Annotated in this window: 13 protein-coding genes; 2 read left to right on the top strand and 11 right to left on the bottom strand. The window is 72.3% G+C overall.

Annotation, left to right across the window (positions count from 1 at the left end; genetic code table 11):
• Positions 1 to 75: 75 nt before the first annotated feature.
• The 8 genes from ACIBG7_RS03670 to ACIBG7_RS03635 form a co-directional block, all read right to left on the bottom strand.
• Positions 76 to 999 carry a hypothetical protein gene (locus ACIBG7_RS03670; protein ID WP_397335066.1) on the bottom strand — a complete coding sequence of 308 codons (924 nt, stop codon included), beginning with the start codon at positions 997 to 999 and terminating at the stop codon, positions 76 to 78.
• The gene (locus ACIBG7_RS03665) at positions 996 to 1,946 is read right to left on the bottom strand and encodes an ATP-dependent carboxylate-amine ligase (protein WP_397335065.1); all 951 of its coding nucleotides are present in this window, start codon (positions 1,944 to 1,946) and stop codon (positions 996 to 998) included. Before ACIBG7_RS03665 ends, ACIBG7_RS03670 begins: the two co-directional genes overlap by 4 nt.
• Positions 1,946 to 2,080 carry a hypothetical protein gene (locus tag ACIBG7_RS03660; protein WP_357916335.1) on the bottom strand — a complete coding sequence of 45 codons (135 nt, stop codon included), beginning with the start codon at positions 2,078 to 2,080 and terminating at the stop codon, positions 1,946 to 1,948. The genes ACIBG7_RS03665 and ACIBG7_RS03660 overlap by 1 nt, the downstream gene beginning before the upstream one ends.
• Before the next feature lie 71 nt (positions 2,081 to 2,151).
• On the bottom strand, positions 2,152 to 4,290 hold the full coding sequence (locus tag ACIBG7_RS03655; protein ID WP_397335064.1) for a peptidase domain-containing ABC transporter: 2,139 nt from the start codon (positions 4,288 to 4,290) through the stop codon (positions 2,152 to 2,154).
• A 42-nt stretch (positions 4,291 to 4,332) separates the two neighbouring features.
• The gene (locus tag ACIBG7_RS03650) at positions 4,333 to 4,725 is read right to left on the bottom strand and encodes a hypothetical protein (RefSeq protein WP_397335063.1); all 393 of its coding nucleotides are present in this window, start codon (positions 4,723 to 4,725) and stop codon (positions 4,333 to 4,335) included.
• Between the two features lie 283 nt (positions 4,726 to 5,008).
• Positions 5,009 to 6,625, bottom strand: a complete 1,617-nt coding sequence (locus ACIBG7_RS03645) for a phospho-sugar mutase (protein WP_357916344.1) — start codon at positions 6,623 to 6,625, stop codon at positions 5,009 to 5,011.
• Positions 6,622 to 7,422: a purine-nucleoside phosphorylase gene (locus ACIBG7_RS03640; protein ID WP_357916347.1), complete on the bottom strand. Its 801-nt coding sequence runs from the start codon at positions 7,420 to 7,422 to the stop codon at positions 6,622 to 6,624. The genes ACIBG7_RS03645 and ACIBG7_RS03640 overlap by 4 nt, the downstream gene beginning before the upstream one ends.
• A 31-nt stretch (positions 7,423 to 7,453) precedes the next feature.
• Positions 7,454 to 7,894: a gamma-glutamylcyclotransferase gene (locus tag ACIBG7_RS03635; protein ID WP_357916350.1), complete on the bottom strand. Its 441-nt coding sequence runs from the start codon at positions 7,892 to 7,894 to the stop codon at positions 7,454 to 7,456.
• Between the two features lie 56 nt (positions 7,895 to 7,950).
• Between ACIBG7_RS03635 and ACIBG7_RS03630 the strand changes: the two genes are divergently transcribed.
• On the top strand, positions 7,951 to 9,345 hold the full coding sequence (locus ACIBG7_RS03630) for an NAD(P)H-quinone dehydrogenase (protein WP_357916353.1): 1,395 nt from the start codon (positions 7,951 to 7,953) through the stop codon (positions 9,343 to 9,345).
• Positions 9,346 to 9,352: 7 nt separating this feature from the next.
• On the opposite strand, the gene ACIBG7_RS03625 is transcribed toward ACIBG7_RS03630, so the two are convergent.
• On the bottom strand, positions 9,353 to 10,234 hold the full coding sequence (locus tag ACIBG7_RS03625; protein ID WP_397335062.1) for an AEC family transporter: 882 nt from the start codon (positions 10,232 to 10,234) through the stop codon (positions 9,353 to 9,355).
• 86 nt (positions 10,235 to 10,320) lie between these two features.
• On the opposite strand from ACIBG7_RS03625, the gene ACIBG7_RS03620 reads away from it, so the two are divergent.
• Positions 10,321 to 11,778, top strand: a complete 1,458-nt coding sequence (locus ACIBG7_RS03620) for a multicopper oxidase family protein (RefSeq protein WP_397335061.1) — start codon at positions 10,321 to 10,323, stop codon at positions 11,776 to 11,778.
• A 65-nt stretch (positions 11,779 to 11,843) separates the two neighbouring features.
• Here the strand turns inward: ACIBG7_RS03620 and ACIBG7_RS03615 are convergent, their stop codons facing one another.
• Positions 11,844 to 13,220, bottom strand: coding sequence for a hypothetical protein (locus ACIBG7_RS03615; protein ID WP_397335060.1), 1,377 nt, complete (start codon positions 13,218 to 13,220; stop codon positions 11,844 to 11,846).
• Between the two features lie 73 nt (positions 13,221 to 13,293).
• Positions 13,294 to 15,042 (bottom strand): biotin carboxylase N-terminal domain-containing protein, encoded by a 1,749-nt coding sequence (locus ACIBG7_RS03610; RefSeq protein ID WP_357916368.1) that lies wholly within the window; start codon positions 15,040 to 15,042, stop codon positions 13,294 to 13,296.
• Positions 15,043 to 15,079 lie beyond the last annotated feature (37 nt).

Below are 15,079 nucleotides of genomic sequence, written 5' to 3'. Positions count from 1 at the left end.
TCACGGCCCCGCGCGCCGCCCTTGTGCGGCGCGCGCGGGCCCTTCCCCGGTGCTCGGGAGGAGCGACCGGAAGTCTCAGTGCCAGCGGACGCGGGCCGTGGTGCGCCGGCCGGCGAGCCACTGGCGGAAGGCGGCCCGCCCGGCGGCGGGCAGGGCCTGCTCGGGGTCGGCCGGCAGCCGCGAGCGCACCAGCCCGGTCAGGTACCCCTCCCCGTACGGCAGCGGTCCCACGGCCAGCCCGGTTACGGCGGCGCGCAACGGCTCGGGCAGCTCTCCGGCCGGCCGGGCCGGCGCGGGCGCCTCGGGCAGCGCCTCGGGCGGCAGCGGCAGCGTGGAGGTGACCCAGACCGCCTCGACCTCGTCGAAGTCGTGCCGGTGCACCGCCAGATGGACCGGGGCCAGCTCGGCCTCCTTGCGCCGCCGGAAGCGCAGCACCCGGGCGGCCTGCTCGGCCTCCTGCTGGAAGTCGTAGGTGCTCAGCCCGGTCGCGGCCAGCCAGGCGGTGAACTGCGCGGCGGTGAGCAGCCCGCGCGAGCGCCGGATGGCGTCGGCCGCCTCCTGCGCCTCGGCCTGCGTGATCTGCTCGCCGGCCGCCGCTTCGAGCAGCAGGCAGTGCTCGACGAGCGCGTCGGTGACGGTGGCCGCCCGTCCGGTGTAGGTGCGCAGCGCGCGCAACGCCTGGCGCAGGCTCAGGTCCTGGCCGTTCACGGTCAGGGCCAGGCAGGAGGCCCAGTGGCTGGAATAGGCCACCGCCCAGGGCAGGCCGTCCTCCGGCTCGACGGTGAGGGCCAGCGTGCCGCCGCCGGGATGGTCGAGAAGCAGGTCGTAGCCGACCAGAGGGCTGTCCGGGCGCTCGTCCACCACGAGCTGCGGCGCGTGCGCGGCGTTGCGGGCGGCCCAGGCGGCCACCGCTGCCCGCGCCTCCCCCAGGCCCTCGCGGCGCCTGGGCAGGCCGTGCAGCAGGGTTGCGGCCGAGGCCAGCGTCTCACCCAGGCTCATGCCGCCAGCCACTCGGCGACGGCCGCGGAGATCGGCAGGCCGGTCAGGTCCTCGATCCAGGCCCACTGGCCGTTCGGGTTGAGGTCGACGAACACGTGCTCCCCTTCAGGTGTGACGATCAGGTCGAGGGCGCCGAAGCTCAGCCCGAAGGATCGGACCAGCTCCACGCAGCGGGCCTCGACCTCGCCGGGCAGTTTCCCGGCGCGGTAGCGCTCGGCGGAGTCCTCGTAGTGCCGCCAGTCCTGCCGGGTCGAGGCGCCCGCCTGGGAGTCGATCTCGGCGGTGAAGACCCGCTCGCCGACCACCGTGACGCGCAGCTCGACGGCCTTCGGCACGTTCGGCTGCAGGATGGCCGGGGCATGCCGCAGCCGGTGGCGGGCGCGCAGGTGCCGCCGGTCGGCCGCGCTGGTGTAGGCGTGGTGCCGCTCGCCGTACAGGGTGAGGTCGGCCGGGTAGGTGGTCTTGGTGACCAGCTCGCCGCCGGTGCGCTCCCAGAACGGCGCCAGCTCGGCCGGGTCGTTGGTCATGACCGTCTCCGGCACGCTGAAGCCGAGCTCGGCCGCCCTGGCCAGGTGCACCAGCTTGTTCTGCGCCAGGCGGACGTCCTCCCGGCGGCCGGGCAGCCGCCGCGCCGGCAGGCTCGCCCACACCCCCTCCAGCAGCTCGGCCGCGGTGCTCGCGGCCCACTCCCGGTGCGCCGGGTCGGTGACCACGACCGGGATGCGCGGCTGTCCCGGCCGCCGGTCCCAGATCGCGCTCACCTGACCCAGGTCGTACGGCACGCCGCCGGTGGTGAGGACGATCCGGCGCTCCCCGCCGGCGAGCGAGGCGGTGATCCTCGACTCGCCGGGGAAGGAGGCCGGATCCCACCACAGGCAGGGCCCGGTCAGCCGGGGCACGACCAGTCCCGCGGTCGTGTCGCCCGGCTCGCTCAGGATGAGGATCATCAAAGGGGGTTGGGGATACAGCCGTCGCGGAAGGTCAGGGTCGGCTGCGTGATGACCGGACGCCCGCCGGTCACGAACTCGAGCGCCTCCTCGGGGAGCTCGGCCGGGGCCAGGTCGTTGAAGGACAGCGCCATGAAGGGCTCCTTGGTTTCTCGGGAACGGATGGGTCCACTGTCGACCGAGCGGCTTGTGATCCCCTTGGAGATCACTGCAAGGCCGGTGCCTGGCCGTTGACCAGCGCCGCGTAGTGCCCGCCCAGGGCCACGAGCTGCCGGTGCGTGCCGCGCTCGACGATCCGTCCCTTGTCGATGACCACGATCAGGTCGGCGTCGCGCACGGTGCTGAGCCGGTGGGCGATGACGATGCGGGTCTGGGTGAGCCACGACAGGTTGCTCTCGATCTCCGCCTCGGTGACGGTGTCGAGGTGGCTGGTGGCCTCGTCCAGGAGCAGCACGCGCGGCTTGGCCAGCAGCGCGCGGGCCAGCGCCAGGCGTTGCCGCTGGCCGCCGGACAGGCCCGTGCCCTCCGACAACATCGTGTCGTAGCCCATCGGCATCGCCGCGATGTCCTCGTGCACGCAGGCCAGCCGGGCGGCCTCGGTGATCTCCTCCAGGCCGGCGTCGGGCCGGCCCAGGCAGATGTTCTCCCGCACCGAGCCGGTGAACAGGTCGGGGTCCTGGGTCACCACGCCGAAGTGGCGGCGCAGCGAGGCGCGCTCCAGCTCGGGCATGGGGAAGCCGTCGTAGCTGACCGTGCCCTCGGTCGGCTCGTAGAGGCCCAGCAGGATGCGGGCCAGCGTGCTCTTGCCCGAGCCCGACCGGCCGACCAGCGCGATCTTCTGGCCGACGCCGATCTTGAGGGAGATGTCGCGCAACGTCCACGGCGCGCGCGGGTCGTAGCGGAAGGAGACCCGGTCGAGCTCCACCTGGCCGCCCAGGTGGGTGACCTCGATCTCGCCGTGCGGCTCGCGCTCGGACTCCATGATGTCGGCCAGCCGGTCCACGTGCACGACCGCCTCCTGCAGCGTCTGCAGGCTGGACAGCAACGTGCCGATCGGGCCCAGTGCCGCCACCGCCAGGCCGGTCAGGGCCAGCGTGGAGCCCAGGCCGGCTCCGCCGTACAGGACCTGCCAGCTTCCCGCCCACAACAGCGCGGCGGGGGCCAGGAAGCGGACGCTGTCCAGCATGGTGGTGACCACGTTCTCCGTCATGCTCACCCGCGAGTCGGCGTTGAGCTGCGCGGTGAACAGCCGCACCCAGCGCCTCGCGGCGGCGCGTTCGGTGCCGGAGACCTTGAGCGTCTCCATGCCGCCGATCGCCTCGATCAGCGAGCCCTGGGCCTCGATCTGCGCGCTCAGCTCGCGCTGGCTCAGCTCCATCATCCGCCGTCTGGTGGCCAGCAGCAGGCCCGCCTGGAGCAGCGCGAAGCCGATCAGACAGGCGCCCAGCAGCGGCGCCTGCACGGTCACGATCAGCACGTAGCCGAGTGCCAGCGGCCCGTCCAGCAGCGCGGTGGTCACCTGGCCGGTCAGCATCTGTCTCAGCAGGCTGACGCTCGTGCTGCGCTGCACGAGGTCGCTGGCTCCCCGGAAGACGAAGAAGCGGTACGGCAACGCGAACAGATGGTCGACCACGCGCGCGGTCAGCAGCCCGTCGATCCGCACCCGCAGATTCAGCATCGCCAGCGAGCGCAGGTAACCCAGCACGAGATGAATGAGCGCGACGATGCCCAGCGCGGCCCCGAGCACCGCCAGCAGCCGGTCGGCGCGGACCGGCAACACCGTGTCCACCAGCACCTGCGCGAAGCCCTGCACGCCGAGCCCCGCCAGTTGCAGCAGCAGGGACACCAGCAGGATCTGCATGATCAGCGCCCGTTGCCCGGCCAGCGCCTCGCGCAGAAAGGCGGTCAGCCAGGGACGCCCGGCGCCCCGGCCCGGCTGGAACCCGTCATCGGGCGCGAAGGCCAGCACGACGCCGGTGAAGCCGACGTCGAACTCGGCATGGGACAGATGCCGCCGCCCGCGCGCCGGATCGACCACCCGCACGCCGCGCGGGCCGAAACTCTCCACGACCACGAAGTGGTTGAACTCCCAGTGCACGATCGCCGGGAGCGGCACCTTGCGCAGTTGCTCGGGCTCGACGGAGAACGCCTTGGACTCCAGCCCGAACTCGCGGGCGGTGTGCACCAGGGCCAGCGCGGACAGCCCGTCGCGGCCCACGGCCGCCCGGTCGCTCACCTCGCGTACGGTGGTGCGCCGGCCGTGCCAGCTCAACACCATCGCCAGGCACGCCGCCCCGCACTCGGCCAGCCCGCTCTGCATCCGGATGGGGACTCGCCTGCTCATTCGCGAGATGCTGGCAGGCCGGTCTTGTCGGCGGCTTGTGGATCACTTGGGCGACAGCAGGCGGCTCAGCACGCTCTGGTGGCCGCGCTCCACCGTGACCACGCCCCGCGCGCCCTCCGGCAGTGGGACCGGGCACTCCAGCGCGCGCCCGGCGGCCACCGTGCAGGCGGCTTCCAGGCCCGGCAGCCGTACCACCGCCGTGGCGCCCGCCCGCTGGCCGCTCACCTGGATCTGACCGGCCTTGACCACGGCCGGCACCTGCACGTGGGCCGGCACCCGGACCAGGGCCAGCCCGCCGAGCACCAGCAGCAGCACCACCGCCGCCACCCAGAACGCGGCGAACTCCCTTCCGGCGGGCAACCACAAGCGTTCGCGCTCGTCGCGGCGCTCCGACACCCGTCGCAGCGCCGCCGCCCGGAACATCCCCTCAGCCATGCCCGGCATCCTGACGCGCCCGCCTTGGAAACCACTTGTCCCCCACTGCCCCCTGACCAGAATCCCGGCCCCCGTGCCCCGGCGCCCGGGATTGCAGGGAGAGGGGTGCCCGGTGCGCGGGAGTACGGGAGGAGGGAGTGCCCGGAACCCGGGGTCCCGGGGGAGGGAGTGCCCGGAGCCCGGGGTTTCGGGTGGCCTCCCGCCCCCAGCCCGGGCCCTCTTCCCCCCTTGGACGGCCAGCCCGAGAGGTGGGGAGCCGGGCACGGGTGGGACGGGGCTACGGTCAGAGCCCGAGAGCCCCAGCCAGATCCACCTTGAGCGCACCCAGATCCGCCTCAGCCTGAACCCGAGCCTCCCGAGGATCCCCAGCCACGACCACCTCCAGGTAACACTTGAGCTTCGGCTCGGTCCCCGAGGGCCGCACCACCACCCGAGCCCCGCCGGCCAGCCGATACCGCAACCCGTCGGTAGGCGGCAACCCAGCAGACCCAAGGCTGAGGTCGTCCACCGATTCCACAACCCGCCCCCCGAGCGCCCCAGGCGGCTCAGCCCGCAACCGCGCCATCGCCCCGGCGATCAGCGAGAGGTCCGCCACCCGGAACGACAACTGCGCCGTAGCATGCAGCCCGAACCGCCGAGCCTGATCGTCCAGCAGATCGAGCAACGTCCGCCCGTCCCGCTTGGCCGCCGCCGCGATGCTCGCCACGCTGAGCGCGGCCGAGATGCCGTCCTTGTCGTGCACCGGCAGCCCCGCATCCGAGCCGACGCTGTAACCCAGCGCCTCCTCGTAGGCGTAGACCAGCCCGTCCCCGGCCTTCATCAGCCACTTGAACCCGGTCAACGTCTCGGCGTGCCGTACGCCGTACTCCGCCGCGATCTTTCCCAGCAGCGTCGAGGAGACGATCGTGGAGGCCACCAGGCAGTCGCCGGAGGTGTTGCCCAGCACGTGCTCGGCCAGCAGCCCGCCGACCTCGTCGCCGGTGAGCATGCGGAAGCCGCCGTCGGCCAGGGGCACGCCCACCGCGCACCGGTCGGCGTCGGGGTCGTTGGCCAGCACCAGGTCGGCGCCGATCTTCCCGGCCAGGTCGAAGGCGAGGTCCATCGCCCCTGGCTCCTCCGGGTTGGGGAAGGCCACGGTCGGGAAGTCGGGGTCGGGCTCGCGCTGCGCCTCGACGATCTCGGGCGCGTCGAAGCCCGCGGTCATGAACGCCCGTTCCAGCACGCTGGCCCCGACGCCGTGCAGCGGCGTGTAGGCCACCTTGAGCAGCCGGGCGTCGCCCAGCGGCAGCGTGGTGACCGCCTGCAGGTAGGCGTCCACGATGGACTCGCCCAGCGTCTCGTAGGACTCGCCGCGCGGCAGCTCGTCCACCCGGCCCACCGCGTCGATCGCGGCCGAGATCTGCGAGTCGACCGGCGGAACGATCTGCGAGCCGTCGTTCCAGTACACCTTGTAGCCGTTGTCGCGCGGCGGGTTGTGGCTCGCCGTCACCGTGACGCCGGCGTCGGCGCCCAGCTTGCGTACGGCGAAGGCCAGCACCGGCGTCGGCAGCGGCCTGGGCAGCACCGAGGCGCTCAGCCCGGCCCCGGTCAGCACCTCGGCGGTGTCGCGGGCGAAGACGTCGGAGTTGTGCCGCGCGTCGTAGCCGATCACCACGTGCTTGCCCGGCCCCAGCACCCGGGCCAGCCCGGCCGCCGCCCGTTGGACGGTCACCCGGTTCATCCGGTTGGGGCCCGCGCCGAGCTCGCCGCGCAGGCCTGCCGTACCGAACTCCAGCTTGGCGCCGAACCGCGCCTCCAGCGCGGCCGGGTCGTCGAGCAACGCCTCCAGCTCGGCCCTGGTCTCCGGGTCGGGGTCCTGGGCCAGCCACTGCTCGGCCAGCTCGCGGCTGCTCGGGCTCACAGGCGATCGACCACCTTCGCCAGCAGGACGCCCATCCGGGCGGCGGTGGCGCGGCCCACCTCGAGGACCTCCTCGTGGTTGAGCGGCTCGCCGACCAGGCCCGCGCCGGGGTTGGTCACCAGGGACAGGCCCAGCACCTCCAGGCCGGCCTCGCGGGCGGCGACCGCCTCCAGCACGGTGGACATGCCGATCATGTCGCCGCCGAGGGTGCGCAGCATGCGGATCTCGGCGGGCGTCTCGTAGGTCGGGCCGCGGAAGGCGACGTAGACGCCCTCGGCGAGGGACGGGTCGATCTCGCGCACCAGCGCGCGCAGCCGCTTGGAGTAGACCTCGGTGAGGTCGAGGAAGGCGGTGCCGGTGATCGGGTTGGCGCCGGTCAGATTGATGTGGTCGCTGATCAGGACCGGGTCGCCGACGTTCTGGGTCTCGGGGCGCAGGCCGCCCGCGGCGTTGGTCAGCACCAGCGTGCTCACCCCGGCCGCGGCCGCGGTGCGCACGCCGTGGACGACGGGCTCGACGCCGCGGCCCTCGTACAGGTGGGTGCGGCCGAGGAAGACGAGCGCCAGGCGGTCGCCCGCGGTACGGACGACGCGGATCTTGCCGCCGTGTCCCGCCACGGCGGGCGCCGAGAAGCCGGGCAGCTCGACGAAGGCGACCTCGGCGACGGTCTCGCCGAGCGCGTCGGCGGCGGGCACCCACCCGGAGCCCATGACAAGCGCGACGTCGAAGGAGTCGAGCCCGGTCGCCCGCTTCAGCGCGGCGGCGGCTTCCTGGGCAAGGTCATATGGGTTGCTCACCTTCAGTAGTTTATGAGCACCGCGTCGGGTTTCACGTGCAAGGGCGGGCCCGCAGGTCCTTCACGTAGTCGTCGGGCGCGCCCGCCTGCTCGGCGGCGTCGGCCAGGATGCCCAAGTAGCGTGCCGAAGGCAGGCCGCCCTCGTAGGCGTCGAGCACGTAGAACCAGGCCAGCACGTCGCCGTCGAGCGTGTGCACCCGGAGCCGGATCTTGTGATAGAGCCCCCGGCTCGCGCCTTCCCATTGGTCGAGCTCGGCCTCGTCCCACTCGGGCACGTCGTAGAGCACCACGAAGACCTGCTCGTACTCGTCTTCGACGATGGTCGCGAGCGCGCCCTCCCAGCCCAGATCGGCCCCGCCGAACGTGAGCCGCCACCCGGACACCCAGCCAGCTCCCCTGATCGGAGAGTGCGGAGCGCGGATGGCCATCTGCTTGGGATCCATGTTGGAGCCGTAAGCGGCGTAGACCGGCATAGCCACCTAGGGTACCGCTTCACCTCCTGGTTGGCGGATGCGGGACAATGGGACACGTGACGAGGATCGTGATCATCGGTGGCGGACCAGGCGGCTACGAGGCGGCGCTGGTGGCCGCGCAACTAGGCGCGCAAGTCACGATGGTGGAGCAGGACGGTCTGGGCGGCGCGTGCGTCCTGACCGACTGCGTGCCGTCCAAGACGCTGATCGCGACCTCGGTCCGCAAGCAGGCGCTGCTCGACGCGCCGTCGCTGGGCGTCCACTACTCCGGCGGGGCCGACGGCGACGTCGGCACGCCCGAGATCGACGTGCCGCTGGTCAACCAGCGGGTGAAGGAGCTGGCCCAGGCGCAGTCGAGCGACATCGCCGCGCGGGTCGCCGCCGAGGGCGTCGAGATCATCAAGGCCACCGGGCGGCTGGTCGACCCGCAGGTCGTGCGGGCGGGTGACCGTACCATCCGGGCGGACGTGGTGCTGGTCGCGACCGGCGCGACGCCGCGCATCCTCAAGGGCGCCGAGCCCGACGGCGAGCGCATCCTCACCTGGCGGCAGCTCTACGACCTCAAGGAACTGCCCGAGCACCTCATCGTCGTCGGCTCCGGCGTCACCGGCGCCGAGTTCGCCGGCGCCTACCGGTCGCTGGGCTCGGAGGTCACGCTGGTCTCCAGCCGTGACCGGATGATGCCCAACGAGGACGCCGACGCCTCCGAGGTCCTCGAAGAGGTCTACCGCCGCCGTGGGATGAACGTCATGGGCCGCTCGCGCGCCACCTCCGTGCAGCGCACCACCGACGGCGTCGTGGTCACCCTGGAGGACGGCCGCACCGCCGAGGGCTCCCACGCCCTCATGACCGTCGGCATGGTGCCCAACACCGCCGGCATGGGCCTGGAGGAGGTCGGCGTCCAGCTCGACGCCGGCGGCTTCGTCAAGGTCGACAAGGTCTCCCGCACCTCGGCGCCCGGCGTCTACGCGGCCGGCGACTGCACCGGCGTGCTCATGCTCGCCTCCGTCGCCGCCATGCAGGGCCGCATCGCCGTCTGGCACGCGCTGGGCGAGGCCGTCCAGCCGCTCCGCCTGGCCACCGTCGCGGCCAACATCTTCACCGACCCCGAGATCGCCAGCGTCGGCGTGTCGCAGAAGCAGATCGAGGCCGGCGAGATCGAGGCGAACGTCGTCAAGCTCCCGCTCGCCACCAACGCCCGGGCCAAGATGCAGGGCTTCCACGACGGCTTCGTCAAGCTCTTCTGCCGCCCGCACACCGGGATCATCCTCGGCGGCGTCGTCGTCGCCCCGCGCGCCTCCGAGCTCATCCTCGCCGTCTCCGTCGCCGTGCAGCAGCGCCTCACCGTCGACCAGCTCGCCCACACCTTCGCCGTCTACCCGTCCCTGTCCGGCTCCATCACCGAAGCCGCCCGCCGCCTCATGCAGCCCATGGCCGCCATCGGCATCTAGGCCGGGATCACTGCAGGAGCAGGGCCAGGAGGGGGACGGTGGCGAGGGAGAGCAGGCTGGTGACGAGGATGGCGTCGCGGGCCAGGCCGGCGGGGCGGCCGTAGGCGCTGGCGTAGACGAAGGTGTTCTGGGCCGAGGGCAGGGCGGCGAAGACGACCGCGGAGAAGAGCGCGGGCTGGTCCAGGCGCAGCAGGAAGTGGCCGACGAGGAAGGCGATGGCCGGGTGGGCCACGAGTTTGACCGCGACGACCAGGCTGAGCAGGCCGGGGCGGCTGAGTTCGGCACGGGGGACGTGCAGGGACATGCCCAGCGCGAAGACGGCCAGGGGTACGGCGGCGCCGCCCAGTGACTCCAGGGTGCCGGTGACCACGGCGGGGAGGTCGAGGCCGGTCGCGGCGAAGGCCAGGCCGAGGCCGCTGGCGATCAGGTTCGGGGTGCGCAGCGGAGCCAGGGTGAACCGCTTCTCCGCGCCGAGCGCCATGAAGATCGGCGGGGACATGATCAGGATCTGGAAGAGGATGACCGAGATCGCGAAGGTCACGTCGTTGAGCAGGTAGAGCGCGATCGGGATGCCCAGGTTGCCGGCGTTGACGTAGCAGGAGGCCATCACCGTGACGATGCGCTCGTGCAGCTTGCCACGCAGCAGCAGCACCATGGCCCCGCCGATCACCACGGTGCTGATCGCGAAGGCGGCCAGCGGCCCGAACCTGATGGTGGCCAGGTCGGTCCGGCTCAGGATGAGGAAGAGCACCGCGGGCATCGCCAGGTTGAAGGTGAACCAGGTGAAGACGCCCTGCGCCTGCGGCGGCACCCGGCCGCTGCGGCTCGCCGCCCAGCCGAGGAAACCTAAGCACCAGATGGGGACGAAGGCCGCAAGGATTGCCGACACCCGACGAACCTATCAAGGCTCGCATATCGCCCCCCGTGGGCGGTCCCGACGGCGGGGTGGCCAGGGGGCCTTCCGATACTTGGATCATGCTCTCCCGACGCCAGTTCCTGACGCTGGCCGCGATCGCCACCGCGACGGCGGCCTGCGGTCAGGGTCCGACCTCCAGCACCCCCTCGCCGGGTCCGGCCAACCCCCTGCGCATCCCGCCCCTGCTCCAGGCCGGCGCCGACGGCCGGTTCACCCTGACCATGAAGGCCGGCACCACCGAGTTCGTCGCCGGCAAACCCGCGCCGACCTGGGGGTTCAACGGCTCCTACCTGGGCCCGACGATCCGGGCCAGGCGCGGCGACCGGATCAGGATGCGGGTGGTCAACGAGCTCGACGAGCCGACCACCGTGCACTGGCACGGCATGCGGCTGCCCGCCAAGATGGACGGCGGGCCGCACCAGATGATCCCGGCGGGCGGCGAGTGGACCCCCGAGTGGACGATCGACCAGCCGGCGGCCACCTCCTGGTACCACCCGCACCCGCACGGCGAGACGGCCAGGCACGTCTACCGGGGGCTGGCCGGGATGTTCCTCCTCGACGACGACGATGACAAGGACGAGGCGGCCGGCGCGGGGTTGCCGGGCGAGTACGGGGTGGACGACATCCCGCTGGTCATCCAGGACCGGGTCATCGGCGACGACGGCACGCTGGTCGAGGACCCCGTGGCCACCTGGGGCCTGATGGGCGACCGCATCCTCGTCAACGGCACCCTCGACGCCGCCTTCCAGGTGACCCGTCCGGCGATCCGCTTCCGGCTGCTCAACGGCTCCAATGCGCGCAAGTACAACATCGGCTTCGCCGACGGCCGCGCCTTCCACGTCGTCGGCGGCGACGCGGGCCTGCTGCGCGCCCCGGTGCAGGTCACCCGGGTCTCGCTCACGCCGGGCGAGCGGGTCGAGATCGTGGCCACGTTCAAGGCCGGGGAGCAGGCCCTGCTGCGCAGCTTCGCCGGCGACCTGGACCTCGACGACCGCGAGTTCGACCTGCTGCGCCTCGACGCCGCGCCCGGGCTCAAGCCCGCCGCCGCCCTGCCCGCCACGCTGAGCGACCGCCCGGCGATCGAGGTGCCCGCGGACGCCAAGGTGCGCCGCTTCACGCTCAACGGCTCCGACGCCATCAACGGCCAGGAGATGGACATGACCCGCATCGACGAGGTCGTCCCGGCGGGCGCGGTGGAGATCTGGGAGATCGTCAACACCGTCTACGCGCACAACTTCCACATCCACGAGGTGGAGTTCGCCGTGCTCGACGTGGACGGGGCCAAGCCCGAGCCCTACCTGGCCGGGCCCAAGGACACCGTCTACGTGCCGCCCAAGGCCACGGTACGGCTGGCCGTACGGTTCGGGGAGTTCGTCGACCCGGCCACGCCGTACATGTACCACTGCCACATCCTGCGCCACGAGGACGAGGGCATGATGGGCCAGTTCGTGATCGTGACGCCCGGCACCGAGGCGCAGGTGAACCGCACCCTCCCGGCCACGCACCAGCACGCCTGAACAAACGCCGGAGGGCGCGCCCCCGATGCGGGGAGCGCGCCCTCCTTGGTCGTGCCGGGTGGTGGTTACCAGTCGCCGCCGCCGAAATCGCCGCCGCCGAAGTCACCGCCGCCGAAGTCGCCCCAGCCACCGGCGTCACCGCCGCCGCCGAAGTCGCCGCCACCGGCGTCGGAGTAGCCCTCCGAGTAGCCGGCGCCGTAACCGCCCATGCCCATGCCGAAGCCGCCGCCGAGCATGCTGCCCATCATGGTGCCGATGAACATGCCGGTCATGATGTCGCCGAAGCCGCCGTAGTAGCCGTAGGCGTACGGCTGGTAGGCGGGACCGGCGTTGTAGTACGGCACGCGCTGGCCGTGGATCATGACCTCACGCGGGTGCGGGTCGTAACCCTGCTCCACCGCCTGGGCGTCCATGGCGCAGGCCGGGACCTCGCGCACCGCGCCACCGGGCGGAGCCCAGCGCACGTCGCGCACGCTCGGGCCGTGCTGCGGGTTGAAGAAGCAGGGAGCGCGCCGCTCGGGGATCGGCAGGTTGTTGACCTTGGCCTTCACCACGGCCAGCGCGTACCGGCCGTCCTCGAGGGTCTGGGTGACCTCGCGGATCTGGTCGGCCTTGGTGATCGTGGCGAGCTGGGTCTTGGACCGCTCGTAGGCGTCGAGCGCGGTCTGCCACTCCCCGATGTGCTGGCCGCTGGCGCCCTGCAGGCTGACGTCGGCGTCGAGATCGGTGATCTCCTCGCCGAACTTGGTGACGTCCTCCTCCACGGTGGTCTTGACCGCGGCGAGGTCGCGGGCCTCCTGCTCCAGGCGCTTCTTCTTGGCGTTCCTGGAGTAGAGGAAGTAGCCGCCGCCGCCCACGAGGGCGAGGCCGCCCAGCGCGAGCAGGACGCCGGTGCCGCCGCCGGAGCCGCTGACCGAGCCGGAGCTCAGCGCGGACCGGGTCTTGCCGGCCGCGGCGAGGTCGACCCGCTCGACGAACTCGGCCATGCCCTTGGTCACGTCGCCGCCGGCGTTGTTGGCCGACAGCCCGATGATCCGGTTGAGCGTCTGCTGGCCGATCTGGCTGGAGTCGGCGTAGACCTGGGTGCCGATCATGACGGCGACCGTGGCCTGGGTACGGCCGGCCTGGTCGAGCGCGCCGCCGAGCTGGCGGAAGTAGGCCCCGAGGTCGGCCTCGGTCGCGGCGCCCTTGGGCATCGCGACGGCGTAGACCTTGGACTTGGCCCCCTTGAGCTCGTCACGGATGGCCGACTGCTGGTCGCTGGTGAGCGGCGAGCCCGACTCCACGAAGAGCGGGTCGCCGGACTTCCAGGTGTTGAGAACCGTCGCGGCATCAGGCGGAGCGGCCGCAGCCTGCGCCGCGGAGGTGAATGAAAGCACAACGAGTAGCCCGGCGAGCAGCGCAACGAGCGCGGCCCCTGCCCGGCGCAGCGAATGGGTCATCGGCAACAAGCCTCCTTCGCCCTTCTGGACGAACGGGCGGTCGAAGAAGTTCCTCTATCGACGAACCTACCCGCTATGCGTCCTTGATCTCGCAGATGGCCGCCCCGGCGGTGACGGTCTGCCCGACGGAGGCGCTGAGGCCGGTGACCGTACCCGACTTGTGGGCGGTCAACGGCTGCTCCATCTTCATCGCTTCGAGCACGACGACCGTGTCGCCTTCGGCCACGGTGTCGCCGTCGGCGGCCACGACCTTGACGATGGTGCCCTGCATCGGGCTGACCAGCGAGTCTCCGCCGGCGGCCGAGGCCTTGCCGGCTCCGGCGCCGCCGCGCCTGGGGGGCTTGTTCGCTCTCGGCGTAGCGGTGGTGCTGCCGAGACCGGCCGGAAGGACGACCTCCAGCCGCTTGCCGCCCACCTCGACGGTGATCGTCTCGCGCGGGGCGGCCTCGGCGCTCTCGACGGCTCCGCCGTACGGCTGGACGGTGTTGTCGAACTCGGTCTCGATCCAGCGGGTGTGCACCTGGAAAGGCTCGCCGGTGAAGGCCGGGTCGGAGACGACCGCGCGGTGGAAGGGCAGGACCGTCGGCATGCCGTCGATCTCGAACTCGGCCAGCGCGCGGCGCGAGCGCTCCAGGGCCTCGCGGCGGGTGCGGCCGGTGACGACGAGCTTGGCGATCAGCGAGTCGAACGTCTGCGGGACGGTCATGCCGGCCTCGTAGCCGGAGTCGAGCCGGACGCCGGGCCCGCTGGGCGCGCGCATCGTGGTGAGCGTGCCGGGGGCGGGCAGGAAGTTGCGGCCGGCGTCCTCGGCGTTGATCCGGAACTCGATGGAGTGCCCGCGCAGCTCCGGGTCGCCGTAGCCCAGCTCCTCGCCCTCGGCGATGCGGAACATCTCGCGGACCAGGTCGATCCCGGCGACCTCCTCGGTCACCGGGTGCTCGACCTGGAGGCGGGTGTTGACCTCCAGGAAGGAGATGGTGCCGTCCTGGCCGACGAGGAACTCGCAGGTGCCCGCGCCGACGTAGCCGGCCTCCTTGAGGATCGCCTTGGAGCTGGAGTAGAGCAGGTCGAGCTGCGCCTGGCTGAGGAAGGGCGCGGGGGCCTCCTCGACGAGCTTCTGGTGGCGGCGCTGCAGCGAGCAGTCGCGGGTGGAGACGACCACGACGGTGCCGTGCCGGTCGGCCAGGCACTGGGTCTCGACGTGGCGGGGGCGGTCGAGGTAACGCTCGACGAAGCACTCGCCGCGGCCGAACGCGGTGACCGCCTCGCGCACCGCGCTGTCGAACAGGTCGGGGATCTCCTCCAGGGTGCGGGCGACCTTGAGGCCGCGGCCGCCGCCGCCGTAGGCGGCCTTGATCGCGATCGGCAGGCCGTGCTCCTCGGCGAAGGCGACCACCTCGGCGGCGCCTGAGACCGGGTCCTTGGTGCCGGCGACCAGGGGCGCGCCCACCTTCTGGGCGATGTGCCTGGCCTGGACCTTGTCGCCGAGCGCGGCGATGGCCGAGGGCGGCGGGCCGATCCAGGTCAGGCCGGCGTCGAGCACCGCCTGGGCGAAGTCCGCGTTCTCGGCGAGGAAGCCGTAGCCGGGGTGGACGGCGTCGGCGCCGGTCTGCGCGGCCACGCGCAGGAGCTTGGCGATGTCGAGGTAGGTCTCGGCGGGCGACTCGCCGCCCAGCGCGTAGGCCTCGTCGGCGACCCGCACGTGGAGGGCGTCGAGGTCCTGGTCGGCGTAGACGGCCACGCAGGCGATCCCCGCGTCCTGGCAGGCTCGCGCGATCCGGACGGCGATCTCGCCCCGGTTGGCGATCAGAACCTTCTGCACGTCTCTCCCTTTCCGCTGACCCCGAGAGTCCTGGCGC

The sequence above is a fragment of the Nonomuraea sp. NPDC050328 genome, from assembly GCF_044459405.1.
GTDB lineage: Bacteria > Actinomycetota > Actinomycetes > Streptosporangiales > Streptosporangiaceae > Nonomuraea.
The sequence above is the reverse complement of the archived record's forward strand: the minus strand, read 5'-3'. Positions and strand labels throughout refer to the sequence as shown.